General features: G+C 62.0%; 24 protein-coding genes. 10 read left to right on the top strand and 14 right to left on the bottom strand.

The features are described 5' to 3' along the window. Positions 1–135 precede the first annotated feature (135 nt). Positions 136–444, top strand: a complete 309-nt coding sequence (locus tag B9A11_RS15040) for an H-NS histone family protein (RefSeq protein WP_058247241.1) — start codon at positions 136–138, stop codon at positions 442–444. After that, positions 445–1,152, top strand: a complete 708-nt coding sequence (gene deoD / locus B9A11_RS15035; protein WP_058247242.1) for a purine-nucleoside phosphorylase — start codon at positions 445–447, stop codon at positions 1,150–1,152. A 36-nt stretch (positions 1,153–1,188) separates the two neighbouring features. Here deoD and B9A11_RS15030 read toward each other — a convergent pair whose 3' ends face one another. From B9A11_RS15030 to B9A11_RS14975, 13 genes are all read right to left on the bottom strand, one after another. Further along, the gene (locus B9A11_RS15030) at positions 1,189–2,031 is read right to left on the bottom strand and encodes an urea carboxylase-associated family protein (RefSeq protein WP_058247243.1); all 843 of its coding nucleotides are present in this window, start codon (positions 2,029–2,031) and stop codon (positions 1,189–1,191) included. A gap of 116 nt (positions 2,032–2,147) precedes the next feature. Beyond that, complete coding sequence (locus B9A11_RS15025; RefSeq protein ID WP_058247244.1) at positions 2,148–3,317, bottom strand: type III PLP-dependent enzyme; 1,170 nt, start codon at positions 3,315–3,317, stop codon at positions 2,148–2,150. Between the two features lie 267 nt (positions 3,318–3,584). Further along, a complete protein-coding gene (locus B9A11_RS15020) occupies positions 3,585–3,779 on the bottom strand; it encodes a hypothetical protein (protein WP_058247245.1) in 195 nt (64 codons plus the stop codon). 106 nt (positions 3,780–3,885) lie between these two features. Then, positions 3,886–4,017, bottom strand: coding sequence for a hypothetical protein (locus tag B9A11_RS22500; RefSeq protein ID WP_268811259.1), 132 nt, complete (start codon positions 4,015–4,017; stop codon positions 3,886–3,888). 194 nt (positions 4,018–4,211) lie between these two features. After that, complete coding sequence (locus B9A11_RS15015; RefSeq protein ID WP_058247246.1) at positions 4,212–4,988, bottom strand: succinate dehydrogenase iron-sulfur subunit; 777 nt, start codon at positions 4,986–4,988, stop codon at positions 4,212–4,214. Between the two features lie 87 nt (positions 4,989–5,075). Then, positions 5,076–5,978, bottom strand: coding sequence for an FkbM family methyltransferase (locus tag B9A11_RS15010; protein ID WP_058247247.1), 903 nt, complete (start codon positions 5,976–5,978; stop codon positions 5,076–5,078). 11 nt (positions 5,979–5,989) lie between these two features. Next, positions 5,990–7,792 carry a succinate dehydrogenase flavoprotein subunit gene (gene sdhA / locus B9A11_RS15005; RefSeq protein ID WP_058247248.1) on the bottom strand — a complete coding sequence of 601 codons (1,803 nt, stop codon included), beginning with the start codon at positions 7,790–7,792 and terminating at the stop codon, positions 5,990–5,992. A gap of 15 nt (positions 7,793–7,807) precedes the next feature. Then, entirely contained in the window at positions 7,808–8,179 is a 372-nt protein-coding gene (gene sdhD / locus B9A11_RS15000; protein WP_058247249.1) for a succinate dehydrogenase, hydrophobic membrane anchor protein, read from the bottom strand. A gap of 12 nt (positions 8,180–8,191) precedes the next feature. Next, on the bottom strand, positions 8,192–8,581 hold the full coding sequence (sdhC, locus tag B9A11_RS14995) for a succinate dehydrogenase, cytochrome b556 subunit (protein ID WP_058247250.1): 390 nt from the start codon (positions 8,579–8,581) through the stop codon (positions 8,192–8,194). 273 nt (positions 8,582–8,854) lie between these two features. Further along, positions 8,855–9,886 (bottom strand): MaoC family dehydratase, encoded by a 1,032-nt coding sequence (locus B9A11_RS14990; RefSeq protein WP_058247251.1) that lies wholly within the window; start codon positions 9,884–9,886, stop codon positions 8,855–8,857. Then, the gene (locus B9A11_RS14985) at positions 9,886–10,089 is read right to left on the bottom strand and encodes a DUF1737 domain-containing protein (protein ID WP_058247252.1); all 204 of its coding nucleotides are present in this window, start codon (positions 10,087–10,089) and stop codon (positions 9,886–9,888) included. Before B9A11_RS14985 ends, B9A11_RS14990 begins: the two co-directional genes overlap by 1 nt. A 4-nt stretch (positions 10,090–10,093) precedes the next feature. Continuing rightward, on the bottom strand, positions 10,094–10,639 hold the full coding sequence (locus B9A11_RS14980; RefSeq protein ID WP_058247253.1) for an NnrU family protein: 546 nt from the start codon (positions 10,637–10,639) through the stop codon (positions 10,094–10,096). A gap of 39 nt (positions 10,640–10,678) precedes the next feature. Beyond that, entirely contained in the window at positions 10,679–11,527 is an 849-nt protein-coding gene (locus B9A11_RS14975; protein ID WP_058247254.1) for an HpcH/HpaI aldolase/citrate lyase family protein, read from the bottom strand. Between the two features lie 307 nt (positions 11,528–11,834). Here B9A11_RS14975 and B9A11_RS14970 point away from each other — a divergent pair, with 307 nt between their 5' ends. Beyond that, positions 11,835–12,155: a hypothetical protein gene (locus tag B9A11_RS14970; protein WP_234988868.1), complete on the top strand. Its 321-nt coding sequence runs from the start codon at positions 11,835–11,837 to the stop codon at positions 12,153–12,155. 61 nt (positions 12,156–12,216) lie between these two features. Here the strand turns inward: B9A11_RS14970 and B9A11_RS14965 are convergent, their stop codons facing one another. After that, complete coding sequence (locus B9A11_RS14965) at positions 12,217–12,972, bottom strand: sulfite exporter TauE/SafE family protein (protein WP_058247255.1); 756 nt, start codon at positions 12,970–12,972, stop codon at positions 12,217–12,219. Positions 12,973–13,132: 160 nt separating this feature from the next. Here B9A11_RS14965 and mdh point away from each other — a divergent pair, with 160 nt between their 5' ends. The 7 genes from mdh to B9A11_RS14925 all read left to right on the top strand — a co-directional run bounded on the left by mdh (position 13,133) and on the right by B9A11_RS14925 (position 21,279). Next, positions 13,133–14,095: a malate dehydrogenase gene (gene mdh, locus B9A11_RS14960; protein WP_058247256.1), complete on the top strand. Its 963-nt coding sequence runs from the start codon at positions 13,133–13,135 to the stop codon at positions 14,093–14,095. Positions 14,096–14,109: 14 nt separating this feature from the next. Further along, positions 14,110–14,973, top strand: coding sequence for a putative nucleotide-diphospho-sugar transferase (locus tag B9A11_RS14955; RefSeq protein WP_058247257.1), 864 nt, complete (start codon positions 14,110–14,112; stop codon positions 14,971–14,973). A gap of 206 nt (positions 14,974–15,179) precedes the next feature. Then, on the top strand, positions 15,180–16,373 hold the full coding sequence (gene sucC / locus B9A11_RS14950; protein WP_058247258.1) for an ADP-forming succinate--CoA ligase subunit beta: 1,194 nt from the start codon (positions 15,180–15,182) through the stop codon (positions 16,371–16,373). 84 nt (positions 16,374–16,457) lie between these two features. Continuing rightward, on the top strand, positions 16,458–17,345 hold the full coding sequence (gene sucD, locus B9A11_RS14945; RefSeq protein WP_058247259.1) for a succinate--CoA ligase subunit alpha: 888 nt from the start codon (positions 16,458–16,460) through the stop codon (positions 17,343–17,345). Positions 17,346–17,529: 184 nt separating this feature from the next. Continuing rightward, a complete protein-coding gene (locus B9A11_RS14935) occupies positions 17,530–17,973 on the top strand; it encodes a hypothetical protein (protein WP_058247261.1) in 444 nt (147 codons plus the stop codon). Continuing rightward, positions 17,970–18,272, top strand: coding sequence for a hypothetical protein (locus tag B9A11_RS14930; RefSeq protein WP_058247262.1), 303 nt, complete (start codon positions 17,970–17,972; stop codon positions 18,270–18,272). Before B9A11_RS14935 ends, B9A11_RS14930 begins: the two co-directional genes overlap by 4 nt. A 40-nt stretch (positions 18,273–18,312) precedes the next feature. Further along, on the top strand, positions 18,313–21,279 hold the full coding sequence (locus B9A11_RS14925) for a 2-oxoglutarate dehydrogenase E1 component (protein ID WP_058247263.1): 2,967 nt from the start codon (positions 18,313–18,315) through the stop codon (positions 21,277–21,279). The last annotated feature ends 1 nt before the right edge of the window (position 21,280 follow it).

The following is a 21,280-nucleotide window of genomic DNA, read 5'->3' as shown; positions in this document are numbered from 1 at the left end:
AACGATATATTAACTGTTTCACGAGAGCGAATTTTAGAGCCGTCTACTTTTGCGCGCAAAATCGCTATGTCACAATAAATATCTTGCTTCCATTCAAAATTCGGGGAATTGAATCGAAAAACAGGAGCGAGACCAATGGATATCAACCTAGAAACCCTCTCACATGATGAACTGGTCCAACTGATTTCGGACGCTCAAAAGGCGCTGAAAACCGTGGATGCCCGCCGCAAAGCCGAAGCCAAGCGTGCCGCAGAAAAAGCCGCCAAAGAGTTTGGCTTTTCGCTGGACGAAGTTTTGGACGCCGGTGTCAAAGGCAGCAAAGGCGCGCCGAAATACGCCAACCCGGACGACGCAACCCAAACCTGGACAGGCCGTGGCCGCAAACCCAACTGGCTGATCGAAGCGCTCGAAGCGGGCAAATCCCTGGACGATATGGCGCTGTAAATGTCGATCCACATCGGTGCTGCACCCGGCGATATCGCCGAGACGGTCCTTATGCCGGGCGACCCCTTGCGGGCGCAATGGGCGGCAGAGACCTTTTTAGAGGACGCGATCTGCGTCAATCGGGTTCGCGGAATGCTGGGCTATACCGGCACATGGCGCGGCAATCGCGTGACGATCCATGGCTCTGGTATGGGGATGCCAAGCCTGTCGATCTACGCCAATGAATTGATCCGCGATTTTGGTGCCAAAACCCTGATCCGAATTGGATCATGCGGGGCAATGCAAGAGCGCATTCAATTAAGAGATGTTATTATTGCAATGACATCAACCACGCTCTCCACACCCTCTTCTGGCATTTTCCGCGAATTGAATTTCGCGCCCTGCGCCGATTACGGGCTGTTGGAGGCAGCGGTTTCTGCGGCCAAGGCCAAGGGCATCACGCACCATGTGGGCGGGATATACTCGTCAGACGTGTTCTACGACGAACGCCCTGATCTGAATGAGCAAATGGTGCGGCACGGCATTCTTGGCGTCGAAATGGAAGCGGCCGAGCTTTACATTCTGGCGGCGCGCCATGGGGTCCGCGCCTTGGGTGTGATGACTGTATCCGATCACCTTTTGCGAGAAGAGGCCTTGCCCTCGGAAGATCGGGAAAAGTCCTTTGGCGAGATGGTGGAAATCGCGCTGCACGCGGCCTTTCCGCAATAAATCAGCGGGCGGCGTTTCACGCGCCGCCCTGCCTTTTTACCGCCCGTGCGTGCGGTCATAGCCATTGGGCGTCGGCGATTGCCAATCGCCTAATGCGCCTTCGGCCGGTTTCAAAACCTCGACCATCAGCGGATAACACGCCGCCGTGTCCGAGCTATGCTCTGACGAACAATCCCCGCCCGGACAGGCGCTAAGCGCCCCCAGCACATCAATCTCGGCAAAGAACGTGATGGCATCGCCGGGGCGAACGGGGCTGGCCTTCATAAAGTACTGCCCGGTGTCGCGCGTAAACCCAGTGCACATAAAGACGTTCAGCACATCGTGGATATGCGGCTCTGCCTCGTGCAAAGACAACCCGCGCGCATCCGCCAATGCGCGGGTCAAATTCGAATGACAGCAGTGGTGGTAATGGCCCCCTTGCAGCAAATGCCCGGTATAGGGATCGCAGCGCGTGCCGATCACATCATGGACCGAGCCGCCAAATGCGTCGATGCCGTACCAATTCAAGCTGTCGTGCACCACGGTCGCCATGGGTCGCAAATGCGGGAAACACGACCAAAGCCGGTCCCCGGTGGTTACATGCGTTCCGTGCAAGGCGCGGGTTTTACCGGAATAAAACCTCTCGGACAGGTCATTGGCATTCCACAGGTTCAAGTCCCCCACCTGCGGGCCGTCCACGCTGACAATGCGAAAGAAATGGCCGGCAGGCACATGAAAGCTGCACGCCTCTCGCGGGTCCGCAATCACCGTATCGGTGATGACAGCGCCCCCAAGCGCCTGCGCATACAGATCCATTGGCACCTTGGGCAGGGTTTCGTTTGGATAGCAGATCACCGGCGGAATGGCGCGGCGGTCGGCAGCATCGGCGGGTTCGGACATGGGGCGCCTCCTTTTTCGGGCCATTTGCAAACGCCCCCGCGGCGATGTCCAGACCGGAAACGCAAAAGGCGCGCCGCTTTCGCGAACGCGCCCTTTTTAACGTCTTTTAGCCCGGATCAGATCGCGACCACATCCAGCGGCGGGAAGCCGTTAAAGCCCACCGACGCGTAGGTCGACGTATACGCCCCGCAGCAACGGATCACGATCCGGTCGCCGGACTGAAGCCCAAGCGGCAGCTGCACGGGCTGCTTCTCGTACAGCACGTCGGCGCTGTCGCAGGACGGACCGGCCAGCACACAGGGGCCCGTCGGCTCGTGGTCGCGCGAGGTCATGAACTGATAGCGGATCGCCTCGTCCATGGTTTCGGCCAGACCCGAGAACTTGCCAATGTCGAGGTACACCCAGCGATGCAGATCGCTGTCGGTCTTTTTCGACACCAGCAGCACCTCGGCAGCAATCGCGCCCGCTTCGGCCACCAGACCACGCCCCGGCTCTGCCATGATGTGCGGCACGTCACCAAAGCGTTCGGTCACCTGCGCCATGACTTCGGCGGCGTAGTTCATGGGCGCGTCGATTTCCTGACCGTAGAAGGCCGGGAAGCCGCCGCCGATGTTCAGCAGCTCGAACTCGTGGCCTTCGGCCTGCGCGGCGTGCCAAACGGCAGCGACTTGATCCAGCACCGGCGCCCACATCGAGGCGCGGCGGGTCTGGCTGCCCACGTGGAAGGACAGACCAACCGGACGCAGATCCAGCGTTTTGGCCAGCGCGATCAGCTCCAGCGCCTTGTCGCGGGCGCAGCCGAACTTGCGCGACAGCGGCCAGTCGGCTTCGCAGGCGTCGACGATGATGCGGATGTATACGCGGGCGCCGGGGGCGTGCGCTGCGATCTTGTGCAGCTCTTCTTCGGCGTCGGCGGCGAACAGGTCGATGCCCTGCGCGTGCGCCCATGCGATGTCGGACACGCGCTTGATCGTGTTGCCAAAGCTGATACGGTCGGCGGTTGCACCCGCGTCGAGGCACATCTGGATCTCGGCGCGCGAGGCGGCGTCGAAGTTCGACCCAAGGGCCGCCAGCGTGGACAGGATTCCCGGCGCCGGGTTGGCTTTGACCGCAAAGTGGATGTGCGCACGGCCCAGCCCCTGGGCCAGAGCGGAATACTGACGCGCCACGGCCTGCGTGTCGATCACGAGCGTCGGACGCTCAAAACGATGCTGGTGTATGTAAGCTTCGGCGCGCGACAGAGTCAGTTCTTCGCGGGCTGCAAACCCGGTTACGTAAGCATTCATGGGTCATCTCCAATTAGACCCGGCCATTCCGGTTTCCCGGCGCAGACCGCTCAGTTCCAAACAGAGACGTTACCGTCGCTACGTAACCGCGTGGGTGCCTCCGGGACCGTGGTCCCGAAACTCGCCCACCTCGCCAGAGGCGCGTGCGTTGGCGTCTATCTAAACGCGCATATGGGGCAGACCATTGAGTCGATCAAGGGAAAATTTCGTCGCATTGAAAATTTCCGGCGCAGGCGGGTTTCACGGCAAAACTGCGGCAGAAATGACTCAGGGGCGCGGGTCGCGCAGGCAGGTCTTGGGCTTTTGTCCCGCCTCGCCTAAGGTTTCGGCCCCGCAGTGCACGCAAACCCAGCGCGCGCCGTCCTCTTGCCGGTACTCGCGCCAGCGACAGGCGCGGGTTGCAGGGTTGGAATAGATCGCCACCAGCACAAAGGCGAGCAGCAGGCCAAGCAGATAGATCATGCCCCTGCCCTACGCGCCACGCGGGCGGCAAACAACACACAAACGCCGCGGACAGGCCAAAGGCCACCGCGGCGGGAAAGCGTAAAACGCTAAGGGTCGACTGGGATCAGGCGGCCAGGGGCAGGTCTTCGTAGACGGGCGCGTCAGAGGCTTTGATCGGCTCGGCGGTGAAATAGGCCCAAGCCTGTTCCAAAACTTCAAGCGCTTGTTCTGCGGGGGTTTTCTGCTGTTCGTTCATGGGTTGCCATTCCTTTGTTGGCGTCCCTCCCTGCGGCTTTACATACGCCTCTGGCCGGGAAAAGCATCTGACAAAAGGGCAAACTTGCCATGCGTCAGGCGCAAAATTCCCTTGCGTCAGTCGGCAAACCAACGTCATGGCAAACAAAAATGGGCCCCCGCAGGGGCCCGTTCCGTCAAAATGAAACGCGCATATCAGACGGCGCGTTCGACCATCAGTTTCTTGATCTCTGCGATGGCCTTGGCCGGGTTCAGACCCTTGGGGCAGGTCTTGGCGCAGTTCATGATCGTGTGGCAGCGGTACAGCTTGAACGGGTCGTTCAGCTCGTCCAGACGCTCGCCGGTGGCCTCGTCGCGGCTGTCGATGATCCAGCGGTAGGCGTGCAGCAGCGCGGCCGGTCCAAGGTAGCGATCGCCATTCCACCAGTAGGACGGGCAGGACGTCGAGCAGGACGCGCACATCACGCATTCATACAGGCCATCCAGCTTTTTGCGGTCCTCGATGGACTGCTTCCACTCTTTCGCGGGGCGGTTGGTCTTGGTTTCCAGCCACGGCATGATCGAGGCGTGCTGCGCGTAGAAATGCGTCAGGTCGGGGATCAGGTCCTTGACCACCGGCATGTGCGGCAGCGGGTAGATTTTGACGTCGCCGTCGATCTCATCCAGACCGTAGATACAGGCCAGCGTGTTGATCCCGTCGATGTTCATGGCGCAAGAGCCACAGATGCCCTCGCGGCAGGACCGGCGGAAGGTCAGCGTCGGGTCGATCTCGTTCTTGATCTTGATCAGCGCGTCCAGAACCATGGGACCGCAGTCATCCATGTCGATGAAATAGGTATCGACCCGCGGGTTTTCGCCGTCATCGGGGTTCCAGCGGTAGATCTGGAACTTGCGCACGTTGCCACCCGACGGCTTGGGCCAGGTTTTGCCCGTGCGGATTTTCGAGTTCTTGGGCAGAGTGAATTGTACCATTTCAATCTCCTTGAAGGGGCTTGCCACAGCCGGGGTGGCGGCGCGTGTCGGTCCGAAGAGCCGTGGTCAAATGTGGAACAGGCGCGCTCATGCGACCGCACCGGTGCGTGTCTCGGGGGCCCTCGCGGCATCAAGCATGAGGTGGACATCCGTTTCGTTGCGCATGGCCACCGCGTACCCCAAACCCTGCAGATATCCGATCAGGTCTTGGGGCCAAAGGTGGGCATGGGCGATCTCAATCATGACGTAACGCGGATAAAGCGTTCTGTCGGCTTGCTCAAAGAAAGGCAGCAGGGCCGCGCATTCAAAGCCTTCGACATCGATCTTCAGGGCCGCGATACGGGTCACCCCCGCCTCAGCCAAGATCGCGGTCAGAGGGCGCAGCGGCACTTCGACGGCTGCGGCGTCATCATCGGCCAGCTCGCGCAGGATCGAATTCTGACCTGCGTTTTCCTCGGCCACGGACCACAGTTTGGCCGTACCCTCGGTATCGCCGACGGCTGCTGCGACCACCTGCACGTCGTTGGCCTCGTTGAACGCGAGATTGCAGCGTAGCTTTTCCAGCGTGCGCGGGTGCGGTTCGATCGCGATGATCGGCGCACCAGAAGGCATCTCTTGGCGGGCCAGCAGCACGAAAAGGCCAACATTTGCGCCGATATCCACATAGGCCCCGCCCGTTGCCAGACTTTCAGCCGCCAGGCCGATCTGGTCGGGGGCGTCGTGCGGCGCATCCATGGTGATCATGAAATCACAGGTGTTTTCACCGGGATAAAGACGCAGGTAAAGGCCGTTCCAAGATTTGTCGATGACCATTGGATGCCGGACCAACCACGCCCGCAGACGCCACAGGAATGACGACTGCGACTGCCGGCGCAGCTTGGTGCGGTACCCGCGATACAGCGGATGGCTACGCAGCCGAAAAGCCAGCGAGCTTTTGCATCGACCGAAAGGGGTCGATGCGGGCACCAAGGGGCCAGTTTGCATGGTCATCGCGCCAACCCTTAGAACGTCCGTGCCTTGGGCGCGATTTTCGCCAGGCTGATGCCGCCTTCGGCCTCGGTCGACAGCGGGTCGACGACGACGGGACGGTAGGTCAGATCAACCGAGTTGCCTTCGACGCGGCTGATCGTGTGGACACGCCAGTTCTCGTCGTCGCGGTCGGTGTAATCCTCGTGCGCGTGGGCGCCGCGGGATTCCTTGCGCGCCTCTGCGCCGACGATGGTCGCCAGGGCGTTGGGCATCAGGTTGGTCAGTTCCAGCGTTTCCATCAGGTCCGAGTTCCACACCAGCGAGCGGTCGGTGACCTTGAGGTCGTCCATCTTGCCCGCGATGGCGGTCATCGCTTCGACACCCTCGGCCATGGTCTTGGCGGTGCGGAAGACCGCAGCGTCGCGCTGCATGGTCTTTTGCATTTCCAGACGCAGTTCGGCGGTGGCGATGTTGCCCTTGGCGTGGCGCAGGCCGTCGAAGCGGTCAAAGGCCTTGTCGATCTCGGCCTTGGGCGCGGTCGGGACAGCGCCGTCACGGTCGACAACCTTGCCGGCGCGGATCGCGGCGGCGCGGCCAAAGACCACGAGGTCGATCAGCGAGTTCGAGCCCAGACGGTTCGCACCGTGAACAGAGGCACAGCCCGCTTCCCCCACAGCCATCAGGCCCGGCACAACGGCGTTCGGGTCGTCGGCGGTGGGGTTGAGCACTTCACCCCAGTAGTTGGTGGGAATGCCGCCCATGTTGTAGTGCACGGTGGGCAGAACCGGGATCGGCTCTTTGGTCACGTCGACACCGGCAAAGATTTTCGCCGATTCCGAGATGCCCGGCAGACGTTCGGCCAGCGCTTCGGCGGGCAGGTGCGACAGGTTCAGGTGGATGTGATCCCCTTCCTTGCCGACGCCGCGGCCTTCGCGGATTTCCATGGTCATCGAGCGCGAGACATAGTCACGCGGCGCGAGATCCTTGTAGGTCGGCGCGTAGCGTTCCATGAAACGCTCGCCTTCGGAGTTGGTCAGGTACCCCCCCTCGCCGCGTGCGCCTTCGGTGATCAGGCAGCCCGAGCCGTAGATGCCGGTGGGGTGGAACTGGACGAACTCCATGTCTTGCAGCGGCAGGCCTGCGCGCGCCACCATGCCGCCACCGTCGCCGGTGCAGGTGTGGGCCGAGGTCGCCGAGAAATACGCACGGCCATAACCGCCGGTCGCAAGAACCACGGTCTTGGCGTTGAAGACGTGCATGGTGCCGTCGTCCAGCTTCCAGCACAGAACGCCCTTGCAGACGCCGTCTTCCATCAGCAGGTCGATGGCGAAGTATTCGATGTAGAACTCGGCGTTGTTCTTGAGCGACTGGCCATAGAGCGTGTGCAGAATCGCGTGACCGGTGCGGTCGGCGGCGGCACAGGTGCGCTGCACGGGGGGGCCTTCGCCGAATTCGGTGGTGTGACCGCCGAAGGGACGCTGGTAGATCTTGCCCTCTTCGGTGCGCGAGAACGGCACGCCGTAGTGTTCCAGCTCGTAAACCGCCTTCGGGGCTTCGCGCGCGAGGTATTCCATCGCGTCGGTGTCACCCAGCCAGTCAGAGCCCTTGACCGTGTCGTACATGTGCCACTGCCAGTTGTCGGGGCCCATGTTGGACAGCGACGCGGCAATGCCACCCTGCGCGGCGACGGTGTGCGAGCGGGTCGGGAACACCTTGGTCACGCAAGCGGTGCGCAGACCCTGTTCCGCCATGCCCAGCGTGGCGCGCAGACCGGCGCCACCGGCACCGACGACCACGACGTCATAATCATGCGTCTCGTATTCGTATGCAGCCATAAGTCTATTCCGTTCTTAAAGGGCCAGCTTGGCGATGGCGAACACGCCAACCGCTGCGGCACCGTAGGAGAGGCAGGTCATCAGCAGGATCGCGACTTTTTCAGCCAGACCGTGAACGTAGTCCTCGATCAGGACCTGCACACCCATGTTGAAGTGGTGAAAGCCGACAATGATGGTCAGCGCGGCGATGATCGCCGGGAAGGGGCGGCTGTAATAGGCCAGCACCTCTTCGTAGGTGCCCCCCAGCGCGCCGCCAAAGGTAAAGACAAAGAACGGCACGAGGATCAGCAGAGCGATCGACGATTTCTTCATCGCCCAGAAATGTTCAACGCCGGATTTCGCGGACCCAAGGCCCACAGCGCGTTTGCGGTCAGTCAGAAAAGCCATGGTGCGCGCTCCTTAGACAACGATGACGGTAAAGGCGGTCAGCAGGACCGAGCCAATGATGACGAGCCAGCCAAGCGCCTCGGCCTTGTCGATTTCCAGCATCATGGCGTTGTCCCAGATCAGGTGACGGATGCCCGCCAGCGTGTGATACCACAGCGCCCAGACAGAGCCGAACATCACCAGATCGCCGAACCAAGAGGTCACAAACCCGTTGGCGATGGCAAAGTATTCCTCGGACGTTGCGGCGGCGAGGAACCACCACACGATCATCAGCGCGCCGACCAACAAGGCGTTGCCTGTGATGCGCGTGATGATCGAAGTCATCGAAGTCAGCTGCGGGCGATAGTACGGCCCGATCATGAAGGGAGAAAGCGGGCGGTTGCCGCGGTTCACGTCTGGCATGGGATGTCCTTTCGGGTACCTTTGCCGAGTGTTCTATCGTTTTTTTCGCCCCTGTCACCTATGCCGCAGCTGCAAAGGCGCGGTTTTTTGGCGCAATTGATCGAAATCTTTTGCTTTGTGATCACACCGGCGCGCGGCGTGATCACATTTTATGCGCTAACAGGTTTACGTCGTGTTTATGACGGATTCTGTCGGGAATGCCCCCTGCCCCGTACAAAAACGCCGCCCGGCAGCGATCTGACGGACGGCGTTCATGGTTTCCGGTGGGCCGGATTACATCGGCATCAGCGCCCAGTAATCCAGATCCAGCAGCACGTTCTTGTCGTAGCGGCCGTCTTCTCCCTTGAGCACAAACGGCGCACCGCCCTTGGTCGCCACCAGACGCAGGCGGATCGCGCCAACGCCCGGCGCGCTGGTTTCCGCCTTGTCCAGAACCTCGGTCCAGGCCTTGACCGTGTCGCCCGCAAAGCACGGGTTGGCGTGTGCGCCGCCGTTCAGGCCGACGATCATCTGCGCGTTGGCCAAGCCGTTAAAGGACAGCGCCCGCGCCATGGATATCACGTGCCCGCCATAGATCAGGCGGCCATCGGGGCGGAAGGTCAGGTCAAAGTGCACCTTGGCCGTGTTCTGCCACAGGCGGGTGGCCAGCATGTGCTCGGCCTCTTCGATGGTGACACCGTCCACGTGGTCGATAGTCTCGCCGATCTCGTAGTCGCCCCAGCGGTGCGGCTCTCCGGCCAGCGTGAAATCGTAACCCGTGAAATCCAGCCCCTCGGGGATCACCAGATCTTCGACAGACAGGACCTTTTTCAGGTCGGGCAGCACGGTTTCCGGCGCAGGCGCGTCGAGGTTTTTCTTACGCACCATCACCCATCGGCAGTACTCCATGACCACTTCGTCACGCTGGTTCAGACCGCGGGTGCGGACATAGACCACGCCGGTCTTGCCGTTGGAGTTCTGTTTCAGGCCAATGACTTCGGAGGTCGAGCGCAGCGTATCGCCGGGGTAGACCGGCAGCAGCCAGCGGCCTTCGGCGTAGCCAAGGTTCGCCACCGCGTTCAGCGACACATCCGGCACGGTCTTGCCGAACACAACGTGAAAGGCCGCCAGATCGTCGATCGGAGAGGCGCTGAGCCCGCAATCTTGCGCGAACTGGTCCGAGGAATACAGCGCGTGACGCGCCGGATAAAGCGCGTGGTACAGCGCGCGCTCACCGCCCGAAACGGTGCGCGGCACCGCGTGCTCCAGCACTTGGCCGATGGCGTAATCTTCGAAAAAACGGCCCGCGTTGGTCTTGGCAGCCATCAGTGTTCTCCCAGTTTGGTGTCGGGGGTGTAGGTTCCCTCGGCGTCCTTGATGACCGCCTGGCCGCAGCGCATCACGCCGTTGGCCGCGTCGAAGGCATAGGTGGGGCCGCCGTGCAGCTCCCAGCCTTTGTTGAGCGCGTCGGTCACCTTGTGGCAAAAGTCCGACGTGTCGTCGGCAGACAAAAAGCGATAGAGTTTCATGGTGTTATCCGAAAGTTGGGTAGCCAAGCCAGGTGTGGATGCCGCCGATCACCGCCAGCAGCACAAGGCTTGCCACCATAAAGATGATGTCTTTCTTGATCGGGCCTTTGGCGGGCGGGGTCCAATCGGGTTCGGCACGGTTGATGACAAGGATTTCGACAATCGCCCACAGGCCAAGCCCGCCGAACAGCACAAAGGACGGCACATCGCCGTTCACCAACAGGTGCGCAACCGTCCACAGCAAAAAGCCGATCAGCATCGGGTGGCGCATCTTGTAGAGCAGCGCGCCCTTGGACGGGCCGGGCGAAGTCAGATAGAGCGCGAAAATCATGATCAGGTTGTTGATCCCCACGGTCGCCGGGTGACGCCCCCAGAAGAACGCGCCCTCCGCCCCGCGATAGCCGACGATCATCAAGACGACGGACACCGCCAGCACGATGGCGACGATGCCCTTGCCCTTGGCGCCCAGCCCCGCCCGCGCACTGGGCGCGAGCCGTTTGAACAGATGCGCCGCCCACCAGAGCGCAACGCCGAGAATCAGAATGGTCATAATGGTGTTCCCTTATGTCAGTCCCGGCGCAACGTGGTCTTATTCGGCCAGCGCCGCAATGGCATCCGCCTTGGCAAGGGTCTTGCGGGCGGTGTCCACGTGCAGGTTCTCGACGATCTTGCCGTCCACGACCGCCACGCCGCCGCCCTGAGCGACGGTTTCCTCGAAGGCCGCGATCTGGCGCTTGGCGAGGTCAATTTCCGCCTCGGACGGCGCGAAGGCTGCGTTCGCCACGTCGACCTGCGCCGGGTGGATCAGCGTCTTGCCGTCCATGCCCATGTCGCGGCCTTGGTCGCATTCGAACTTGAGGCCTTCTTCGTCCTTGAAGGCGTTGAACACGCCATCGACGATCACCACGTCATGCGCCTTGGCGGCCAGCAGGCACAGGCCAATCCCCGGCATCATCGGCAGACGGTCGGCGCGGAAACGGCTGTTGAGTTCCTTGGCAAGGTCGTTCGTCCCCATGACCATCCCGGCCAGCTTGGGGTGCGCCGCGATCTCGGCGGCGGCGAGCATCCCCTTGGGGGTCTCCATCATCGCCCAGAGCGGCTTGTCCACCAGCGCGGCGAGACGGTCGAGCTGCTCGGTCGATTCCACCTTGGGCAGCAGCACCGCGTCGCAGTCCATGTCGGCGGCAGCCTTGGCGTCGTCCTCGCCCCACTCGGTGTCCAGCCCGTTGATGCGCACGATGCGGGTGCGGTTGCCGTAGCTGGTTTCCAACGCGGTCTTGAGCGTGGCGCGCGCACCGACCTTTTCCGCCGGGGCGACCGCGTCTTCGAGATCAAAGATGATCGCGTCGATCGGCAGGGTGCGGGCCTTTTCCAAGGCGCGGTCCTTGGAGCCGGGAATATAGAGAACCGAGCGGTAGGGGCGCGATGCCATGTCCATGAGAATCTCCGTCAGGTAATAATGTTGCGCGTTTGTGCGCAGTTTGGGCAGGATATTTCAAGGGTGAATACGCCGCATCGCAGAAAAAGCCCGATATTTGGGCGCAAATGCCCTCAGAATAGATTGCATTCGAAGCACCGCGCGCCGCGTTAACCTCATTTAAGGCGGTTGGGGCGGATGGTGAGAGCAGGCCGAAAAGCGGCTGGGGCGGGTTTGGTCAGGGCCAGCGTCCCGGGAACGAGGGGACCCAATGGATCACGGAGTGCCGCCGATAATGCGCATCCGGGTCAAGCCGAAAGGTAAAGAGATGACTGAGAAAATGATGAAACTGGGCCTGCTGTCCGCCGGTCTCCTGCTGGGCGCCGCCACCTATGTCGAGGCGCAGGGCCTGCAACATTGTGCGCCGCGCGATCAGGTCGTGGACCGTCTGGCCGCCAAATATGGTGAAACCCGCCAGAGCATGGGCCTTGGGTCGAACAACGCCGTGATGGAAGTTTATGCCAACGTCGAAGGTGGATCCTGGACGATCACCGTGACCACCGCGAACGGCATGACCTGCCTTGTGGCGTCTGGCCAAGCCTTTGAAGAACTTGCCGAAGCGCTGCCGCCCAAGGGGGACGATGCGTGAGCTATGAGGGGGAGGTTCCGCTTGGCGATTGCGCGCCGGGTCGGCTCCCCCAGATGTGCCGTTAGGTGACGGCGACCCAGATCAGGCGCAGCCCCGTCAGGCCAAGCGCCACGTAAGTCACCGCAAAGAATAGCTTTTCCGACATATAATGATGGGCCTTGATGCCGATGTAGGTGCCCAGCACCGCAAAGGGCGCCAGGGCGAGATCCATCAGCAGGGTGTCCTTGGTGAAGATGCCCATGCTGGCGTAAAAGCCCGATTTAAAGAAATTCACCGCCCAGAACACCAGAACGGTCGTCGCCTGATAGGTGGTCTTTTGCAGCCCCTGCCCCAGCAGGAAAATCGCCGCTGCCGGTCCGCCCGCATGGCTGACAAAACTGGTGAACCCCAGCACAACGCCCGACACCAGCCCGGTCTTTTGGCCGAATTTCTGCGTGCCGAGGCGGATCAGGCCTTTGGTCACGGCCCCCTGCCACAGCACAAAGGCGACCGCGACCACCCCGATCAAAAAGCGAATCATGTCCGCGTTGGCCCAGGCGTAGAACAGCGCCCCGATCAGCGTGCCGGGAATCGCCCCGATCATCAGCACCTTGGCCGCGCCCCAGTCCCATTTGCGCCAATAGGCCGGCAAACTGGCCACGTCGATCAGCATCAAAAGCGGCAGCATCAACCCCAAGGCGACTCCCGGATCGAGCGCCAGCGCGAGAATCGAAGAGCTTGCAAACGCCACCCCAGAGCCGAAGCCACCCTTGGAAATTCCAGCGAAAATCACCGCCGGAATGGTGAATGCAAAGACACTTAGGGTAAAAAGCTCCACCTTGCTCTCCTCAAAGCTGCGCTTAACCTTGCCTTTATCCTGCTGAAAGATAAAGCGATAGCCCTAACAACGGGTCCCGCCGCGTCGCAGCACACTTGCGCAATGCGACGTTTAGGCGTAGCCAAACGACCAAATTCACGAAGGACTGGAGAACACATCCATGGCCAGACCCAAGATCGCCCTGATCGGCGCGGGACAGATTGGCGGCACGCTCGCCCACCTTGCAGCAATGAAAGAACTGGGCGACGTCGTCCTGTTCGACATCTCCGAGGGTACGCCCGAGGGCAAGGCGCTCGACATCGCCGAATCCGGCCCGAGCGAAGGCTTTGACGCCAAGCTCAAAGGCACGCAGGACTACGCCGACATCGCTGGCGCAGACGTCTGCATCGTGACCGCGGGCGTTCCGCGCAAGCCGGGCATGTCCCGCGACGACCTGCTGGGCATCAACCTGAAGGTGATGAAAGCCGTCGGTGAAGGCATCCGCGACAACGCGCCGGACGCCTTTGTGATCTGCATCACCAACCCGCTCGACGCGATGGTCTGGGCGCTGCAGAAATTCTCTGGCCTGCCCGCGCACAAGGTCTGCGGCATGGCTGGCGTGCTTGATTCGGCCCGCTTCCGCCACTTCCTGGCCGAAGAGTTCAACGTCTCCATGAAGGACGTGACCGCGTTCGTTCTGGGTGGCCACGGCGACACCATGGTGCCCTCCGTCCGTTACTCGACCGTCGCCGGCGTCCCGCTGCCCGACCTGATCGAGATGGGCTGGACCACGCAGGACAAGATGGACGCGATCGTTCAGCGCACCCGTGACGGCGGCGCCGAGATCGTTGGCCTGCTGAAAACCGGCTCGGCGTTCTACGCTCCGGCGACCTCGGCGATCGAAATGGCCGAAGCCTACCTCAAGGACCAAAAGCGCGTCCTGCCCTGCGCCGCCTACTGTGACGGCGATCTGGGCGTCAGCGACATGTACGTTGGCGTTCCGACCGTGATCGGCGCGGGCGGCATCGAGCGTATCGTCAACATCAAGCTCAACAAGGAAGAGCAAGAAATGTTCGACACCTCGGTCAAGGCGGTTCAGGGTCTGGTCGAAGCTTGCAAAGGCATCGACGGCTCGCTCGCCTAAGCCGCGCTTTTCGCATGACCAAAGACGGCTTCGTCTTTGCAGCAACGGGCCAGACGTATATCGATCTGGCCCGTCGTTCCGCCCGGACCCTACGCAGCGTCATGGGCGATGTGCAGATTGATCTTTTTACCGATCGCCCCGTTGATGATCCGGTGTTTGACCGCGTGGTCCGCCTGCGCGAAGTCGATCATCGCCCGAAGATGGAAGCGCTCCGTCGCTCTCGGTTTCAGAACACCCTTTACCTTGATTGCGACACCATCGTGGTTGCGCCGCTGACGGACGTATTTGACCTGATCCGCCGCCACGACATCGTCGCCGCCCACGAACAATATCGGCTGTCGCGCTCGGGTCTTGTGCTGGGGCCGTCCGGCCCGCCGAACAGCTTTCCCGAGGTGAACGGTGGTGTTCTGGGCCTGCGCAAAAGCCGCAAGACCCGCCGGTTGATGATCGACTGGCACGCCAAGCTTCGTCAGTCGAACTTCAAATGGGATCAGCCTTTGCTGCGCGAGCTGCTGTATCGTGGCAACTATCGGCTTGGGATTCTGCCCACCGACTACAATTTGATGCACACCGAATGGATTCGCAGCTCTGGTCAACAGATGACCGCCCCGCGGCTGCTGCACCTGACCCGTCTGCACCGGATGCCCCACCACAGCGCCGACCCGACCGCGCCGTTCGACTACAAGTCGATCCTTGCCCCGGACGTGGCCGCGCGCCTGACCGAATTGCTGGAGCAGGACACCACCTTGCTGCGCGTGCGCGGCGAACCGGAACCCGAGCGCGAACCCACGCAATTCAAATACACCCGCAAGAACAGCCCCAGAGGCCGCAAGGCCCGGTTGATCGAAACGACGCGAAAGCTGATCGGCGCTTGGTAAAGCCGCTTTACGGGGTGGCCGATTCACCCGCCCCCGGCCTTTGGCGCTAACGCTCCGACAGCTTGTGATCACACCTTGCAAACGTGTGATCACAAATGTCGAAAAAGCGCGCATTTTTCCTATATGCGGCAAGAAAGTATTTTTCAGCGACGCCCATACAGGCGTAAACCCTATGCAAACCGCAGCAAAACGGGGGTTTACGACCCATGAATATCCACGAATATCAGGCCAAGGCACTTTTGCGTTCCTACGGGGCGCCGGTGTCGGACGGTCGCGCAGTCCTGCGCGCCGAGGATGCCAAAACCGCCGCTGGCGAGCTTGACGGCCCGCTTTGGGTGGTCAAGGCGCAGATCCACGCAGGTGGTCGCGGCAAGGGCTCCTTCAAGGAAGCGGAAGCCGGTGAAAAGGGCGGCGTGCGTCTGGCCAAGTCGGTCGAAGAGGCCGCCGAAGAAGCCAAGAAGATGCTCGGCAAGACCCTGGTCACGCACCAGACCGGCCCGGCAGGCAAGCAGGTCAACCGCATCTACATCGAAGACGGTTCGGACATCGAGCGCGAGCTGTACCTCGCCCTGCTCGTGGATCGCCAGACCTCCCGCGTGTCCTTTGTCTGCTCGACCGAGGGCGGCATGGACATCGAAGAGGTGGCCGCGTCCACCCCTGAGAAAATCCTGTCCTTCTCCGTCGATCCGGCCACCGGCTACCAGCCGTTCCACGGCCGCCGCATCGCATTTTCGCTGGGTCTTGAGGGCGCAGCCGTCAAGCAGTGCGTCAAGCTGATGGGCATCCTCTACAAGGCCTTCATGGAAAAAGACATGGAGATGCTGGAGATCAACCCGCTGATCGTCATGCCGGGCAACGAGCTGAAAGTGCTCGACGCCAAGCTGGGCTTTGACGGCAACGCGATCTACCGCCAGCCCGACGTCGCCGAACTGCGCGACGAGACCGAAGAAGACGCCAAGGAACTTCAGGCCTCCAAGTACGACCTGAACTACATCGCGCTCGACGGTGAGATCGGCTGCATGGTGAACGGCGCGGGTCTGGCCATGGCGACCATGGACATCATCAAGCTGTACGGCGCAGAGCCTGCCAACTTCCTCGACGTGGGCGGCGGCGCGACCAAGGAAAAGGTCACCGAGGCGTTCAAGATCATCACCTCTGACCCCAACGTCAAAGGCATTCTGGTGAACATCTTCGGCGGCATCATGCGCTGCGACGTCATCGCCGAGGGCGTGATCGCCGCGGTTAAAGAAGTCGGCCTGCAGGTTCCGCTGGTTGTCCGTCTCGAAGGCACGAACGTCGAGCAGGGCAAAGAGATCATCGCGAACTCTGGCCTGAACGTCATCGCGGCGGACAACCTGTCCGACGGTGCCGAAAAGATCGTGAAAGCGGTCAAGGGCTAAGCGTCTTTCCGGGGCGCTGCGCCCCGGCAAACGTTCGACTTCAAAGATTTACGCGGATGATCCGCACAGACAGGAGAACGCCACATGGCCGTCCTCATCGACGAAAACACCAAAGTGATCTGTCAGGGCCTGACCGGCTCGCAGGGCACCTTCCACTCTGAACAGGCCATCGCCTACGGCACCAAGATGGTTGGCGGCGTGACGCCCGGCAAAGGCGGCACCACGCACCTCGACCTGCCGGTCTTCAACTCGGTCCACGAGGCCAAGCACGTGACCGAAGCCAACGCCACCGTGATCTACGTTCCGCCGCCCTTCGCTGCGGACTCGATCATGGAAGCCATCGACGCCGAGATGGAGCTGATCGTCTGCATCACCGAGGGCATCCCGGTGCTCGACATGATGCGCGTCAAGCGCGCGCTGGTGGACAGCAAATCGCGCCTGATCGGCCCGAACTGCCCCGGTGTCATCACGCCGGACGCCTGCAAGATCGGCATCATGCCCGGCCACATCCACAAGCGCGGTTCGTGCGGCGTGGTCTCGCGCTCCGGCACCCTGACCTACGAGGCGGTCAAGCAGACCACCGACATGGGTCTGGGCCAGTCCTCGGCCGTGGGCATCGGCGGCGACCCCATCAAGGGCACCGAGCACATCGACGTGCTGGACATGTTCCTCGACGATCCGGAAACCACCTCGATCATCATGATCGGTGAGATCGGTGGCTCGGCCGAAGAAGAAGCGGCAGAGTTCCTCAAGGAGCAGAAGAAAAAAGGCCGCTGGAAGCCGACCGCTGGTTTCATCGCTGGCCGCACGGCGCCTCCGGGCCGCCGCATGGGTCACGCGGGCGCCATCGTCGCCGGTGGCAGGGGCGGTGCCGAGGACAAGATCGAAGCGATGAAGTCCGCCGGTATCGTCGTCGCAGACAGCCCCGCCACCCTGGGCGAGGCCGTCATGAAAGCGATCGAGCTGGGCTAATGGCAAAAGCGCCGCATATCCCGTGGCTGTGCGAAGGCATCTTCGCGCACCGCGCCATGCGGCGCATGGCGGCTGGCTTTGTGCTGGCCGCCTGCTCTTTTGTACCTGTGACATTCGCGGGATTTTGCCTGCCGAAGGGGTCCGCCTTCGTCAGCCATGATCACCGCGCCAAAGGGGGGCTGGCATGAGTGCGCTGCGCCAACCTTCGGTTTTGTTGATCCTCGTGGCCTGCGGGCTGCTGCTGCTCTGGGCGTTTTACCCGGAAAATGACGACCCGCTGGTCATGGCCGAGGTGCGCTGCGCCGCGACGGCCCTTGTGCTGGCCGACCTGCTGCCGCGCCTGCAAGCGGCCAATGGTGCGGTCTCGCGCGCCGAGGTGGCGCATTTCGCCGACCTGTCCGAGCGCATGAGCCTGCGTGTGGCCCGTCTGCGCGCCGCCGGGTCGCATGAAACCGCCTATATGCAGCGCATGATCACCGAGGAGACGCGTTTTCGCGACGACCTCAGCGCCTCTGACGGGGCCGAGGCTTGGGCGCGGAACGCCATGGCGCGGGTGCAATCCTGCGCGGGCGACGCATCGGCCCACCTGTTTGCCCCCGTTTTTGTTCCAGTAAAGGTGCCCGTATGACCCGTTTTGCCCGTCTGACCTGCCTTGCCCTGTGCCTGACTGCCCTTGGTGGCTGTAGCGAGCGGCGCAACCAGATGACGCTGGCCGAAATCGGCGGGCAATGGTTCCGCATTCCCGACCACCGCTCTGCCGAGGCACTGGCCGATCCGGACCGCGCCATGGCCATCGTGCGCGAGGAACAGGCTGGACAATGGGATATGCGCCCCCATGTCACAACCTATGCCACGCCAGACGCCAGTCTTTACGCCGACATAACCTGTTCCTCGCCAGAGTACGGCGACCAGCCCTGCCTGCCCTGAACCCGATTTAACGACGCCCCTCAATCCCGAGGTTAAACATATGAACGACCAAAGCCCCAACGACCTCTTCCATGCTTCCAGCTTTATGCAGGGGCACAATGCTGAGTACCTCGAACAGATGTACGCGCGCTATGCGGCCGACCCCAACGCGGTTGACGCGGCGTGGCAGGAATTCTTTGCCCAGCTGGGCGACGACGACATGGACGTCAAGAAAGAGGCCGACGGCCCGTCCTGGGCGCGCACCGACTGGCCGCCTGCCCCCAATGATGACCTGACCGGCGCGCTGACCGGCGAGTGGCCCATGCCGATGGTCCCCGCCGAAGCCAAGGGCGCGGGCAAGAAGATCAAGGAAAAGGCCGAGGCGGCTGGCGTCAAGGTGTCGGACGACGCGATCCAACGCGCCGTGCTGGATTCGATCCGCGCGCTGATGATCATCCGCGCCTACCGTATTCGTGGCCACCTTGCCGCTGATCTCGATCCGCTGGGTCTGCGCGACACCTCGAACCACCCCGAGCTGGACCCGAAATCCTACGGCTTTACCGAAGCCGACATGGATCGCCCGATCTTTATCGACAACGTGTTGGGCCTTCAGATCGCCACGCTGCGCGAGATCCTCTCGATCATCAAGCGCACCTATTGCGGCACCTTTGCCCTGCAATACATGCACATTTCCGACCCCGAGCAATCCGCTTGGCTCAAGGAGCGCATCGAGGGCTACGGCAAAGAGGTCAAGTTCACCCGCGAAGGGCGCCGCGCCATTCTGAACAAGATGGTCGAGGCCGAGGGCTTTGAAAAGTTCCTGCACGTCAAGTACATGGGCACCAAACGCTTTGGTCTGGACGGCGGCGAAAGCCTGATCCCCGCGATGGAGCAGATCATCAAGCGCGGCGGCAACCTTGGGGTCAAGGAAATCGTCATCGGGATGCCGCACCGTGGCCGTCTTAGCGTTCTGGCGAACGTGATGAACAAGCCCTACAAGGCGATCTTCAACGAATTCCAGGGCGGCTCGTTCAAGCCCGAGGATGTGGACGGCTCCGGCGACGTTAAATATCACCTCGGCGCGTCCTCTGACCGTGAATTCGACGGCCACCCGGTGCACCTGTCGCTGACCGCGAACCCCTCGCACCTTGAGGCGGTGAACCCGGTTGTGCTGGGCAAGGTCCGCGCCAAGCAGGACCAGATGAACGACGCGACCCGCACGCAGGTCATGCCGATCCTGCTGCACGGCGACGCCGCCTTTGCCGGTCAGGGCGTTGTGGCCGAATGCTTTGCGCTGTCCGGTCTGCGCGGTCACCGCACCGGCGGCACCATGCACATCGTGGTGAACAACCAGATCGGTTTCACCACCGCGCCGCACTTCTCGCGCTCGTCCCCCTACCCCACCGACAACGCGCTGGTGGTCGAGGCGCCGATCTTCCACGTGAACGGCGATGACCCCGAGGCAGTGGTGCACGCCGCCAAGGTCGCGACCGAGTTCCGCCAGAAGTTCGGCAAGGACGTCGTGATCGACATGTTCTGCTACCGCCGCTTTGGTCACAACGAGGGCGACGAGCCCATGTTCACCAACCCGGTGATGTACAACAAGATCAAGAAGCAAAAGACCACGCTGACCCTGTACACCGAGCGTCTGGTCAAGGACGGTCTGATCCCCGAGGGCGAAATCGAGGATATGAAGGCCGCTTTCCAGGCCCACCTGAACGAAGAGTTCGAGGCCGGCAAGACCTACAAGCCAAACAAGGCTGACTGGCTGGACGGGCGTTGGTCGCACCTGGATAAGCAAAAGCAGGGCAAGTACCAGCGTGGCAAGACCGCCATCGCCGAGGCGACCTTGAAAGAGGTGGGCGGCGCGCTGACCCGCATCCCCGACGGCTTCCCGCTGCACAAAACGGTGGGCCGCCTTGTGGACGCCCGCGCCAAGATGTTCGAAACCGGCAAGGGCTATGACTGGGCGACCGCCGAGGCGCTGGCCTTTGGCTCGCTGCAACTCGAAGGCTACCCGATCCGTCTGGCCGGTCAGGACAGCACCCGTGGCACGTTCAGCCAGCGTCACTCGGCGTTCATCGACCAGAACACCGAAGAGCGGTACTACCCGCTGAACAACATCCGCGAAGGTCAGGCCCGCTACGAAGTGATCGACTCGGCGCTGTCCGAATACGCGGTTCTGGGCTTTGAATACGGCTACAGCCTCGCCGAACCCAACGCCCTGACCCTGTGGGAAGCGCAGTTCGGCGACTTTGCCAACGGCGCGCAGATCATGTTCGACCAGTTCATTTCCTCGGGCGAATCCAAGTGGTTGCGTATGTCCGGCCTCGTCTGCCTGATGCCGCACGGCTTTGAAGGCCAAGGGCCGGAACACTCCTCGGCGCGTCTGGAGCGGTTCTTGCAGCTGTGTGGTCAGGACAACTGGATCGTGGCGAACTGCTCGACCCCGGCGAACTACTTCCACATCCTGCGCCGCCAGCTGCACCGCAGCTACCGCAAGCCGCTGATGCTTATGACGCCGAAGTCGCTGCTGCGTCACAAGCTGTGCATTTCGGATGTCGAGGATTTCGTCGAAGGGTCCAGCTTCCACCGCGTGTTGTGGGACGACGCCGAAAAGGGTCATTCCGACACCCAGCTGAAGGCCGACGATCAGATCAAGCGCGTGGTCATGTGCTCGGGCAAGGTGTACTACGACCTTCTCGAAGAGCGGGACGCCCGCGGCATCGACGACGTCTACCTGCTGCGTGTGGAACAGTTCTACCCCTTCCCGGCGCTGAGCCTCGTGAAGGAACTGGAACGCTTTAAAGGCGCAGAGATGATCTGGTGTCAGGAAGAGCCCAAGAACCAGGGCGCGTGGCACTTTATCGAGCCCAACATCGAATGGGTTCTGGGCCGCATCGACGCCAAGCACCCGCGCCCGCGTTACGTTGGTCGCGCCACATCCGCCTCGCCCGCAACGGGCCTGGCCTCCGCTCACAAAGCACAGCAAGCGGCGCTCGTCGACGAAGCGCTGACCATCGAATAAC

It is taken from the genome of Tropicibacter naphthalenivorans (assembly GCF_900176475.1).
GTDB classification, from domain to species: Bacteria; Pseudomonadota; Alphaproteobacteria; order Rhodobacterales; family Rhodobacteraceae; genus Tropicibacter; species Tropicibacter naphthalenivorans.
The sequence above is the reverse complement of the archived record's forward strand: the minus strand, read 5'-3'. Positions and strand labels throughout refer to the sequence as shown.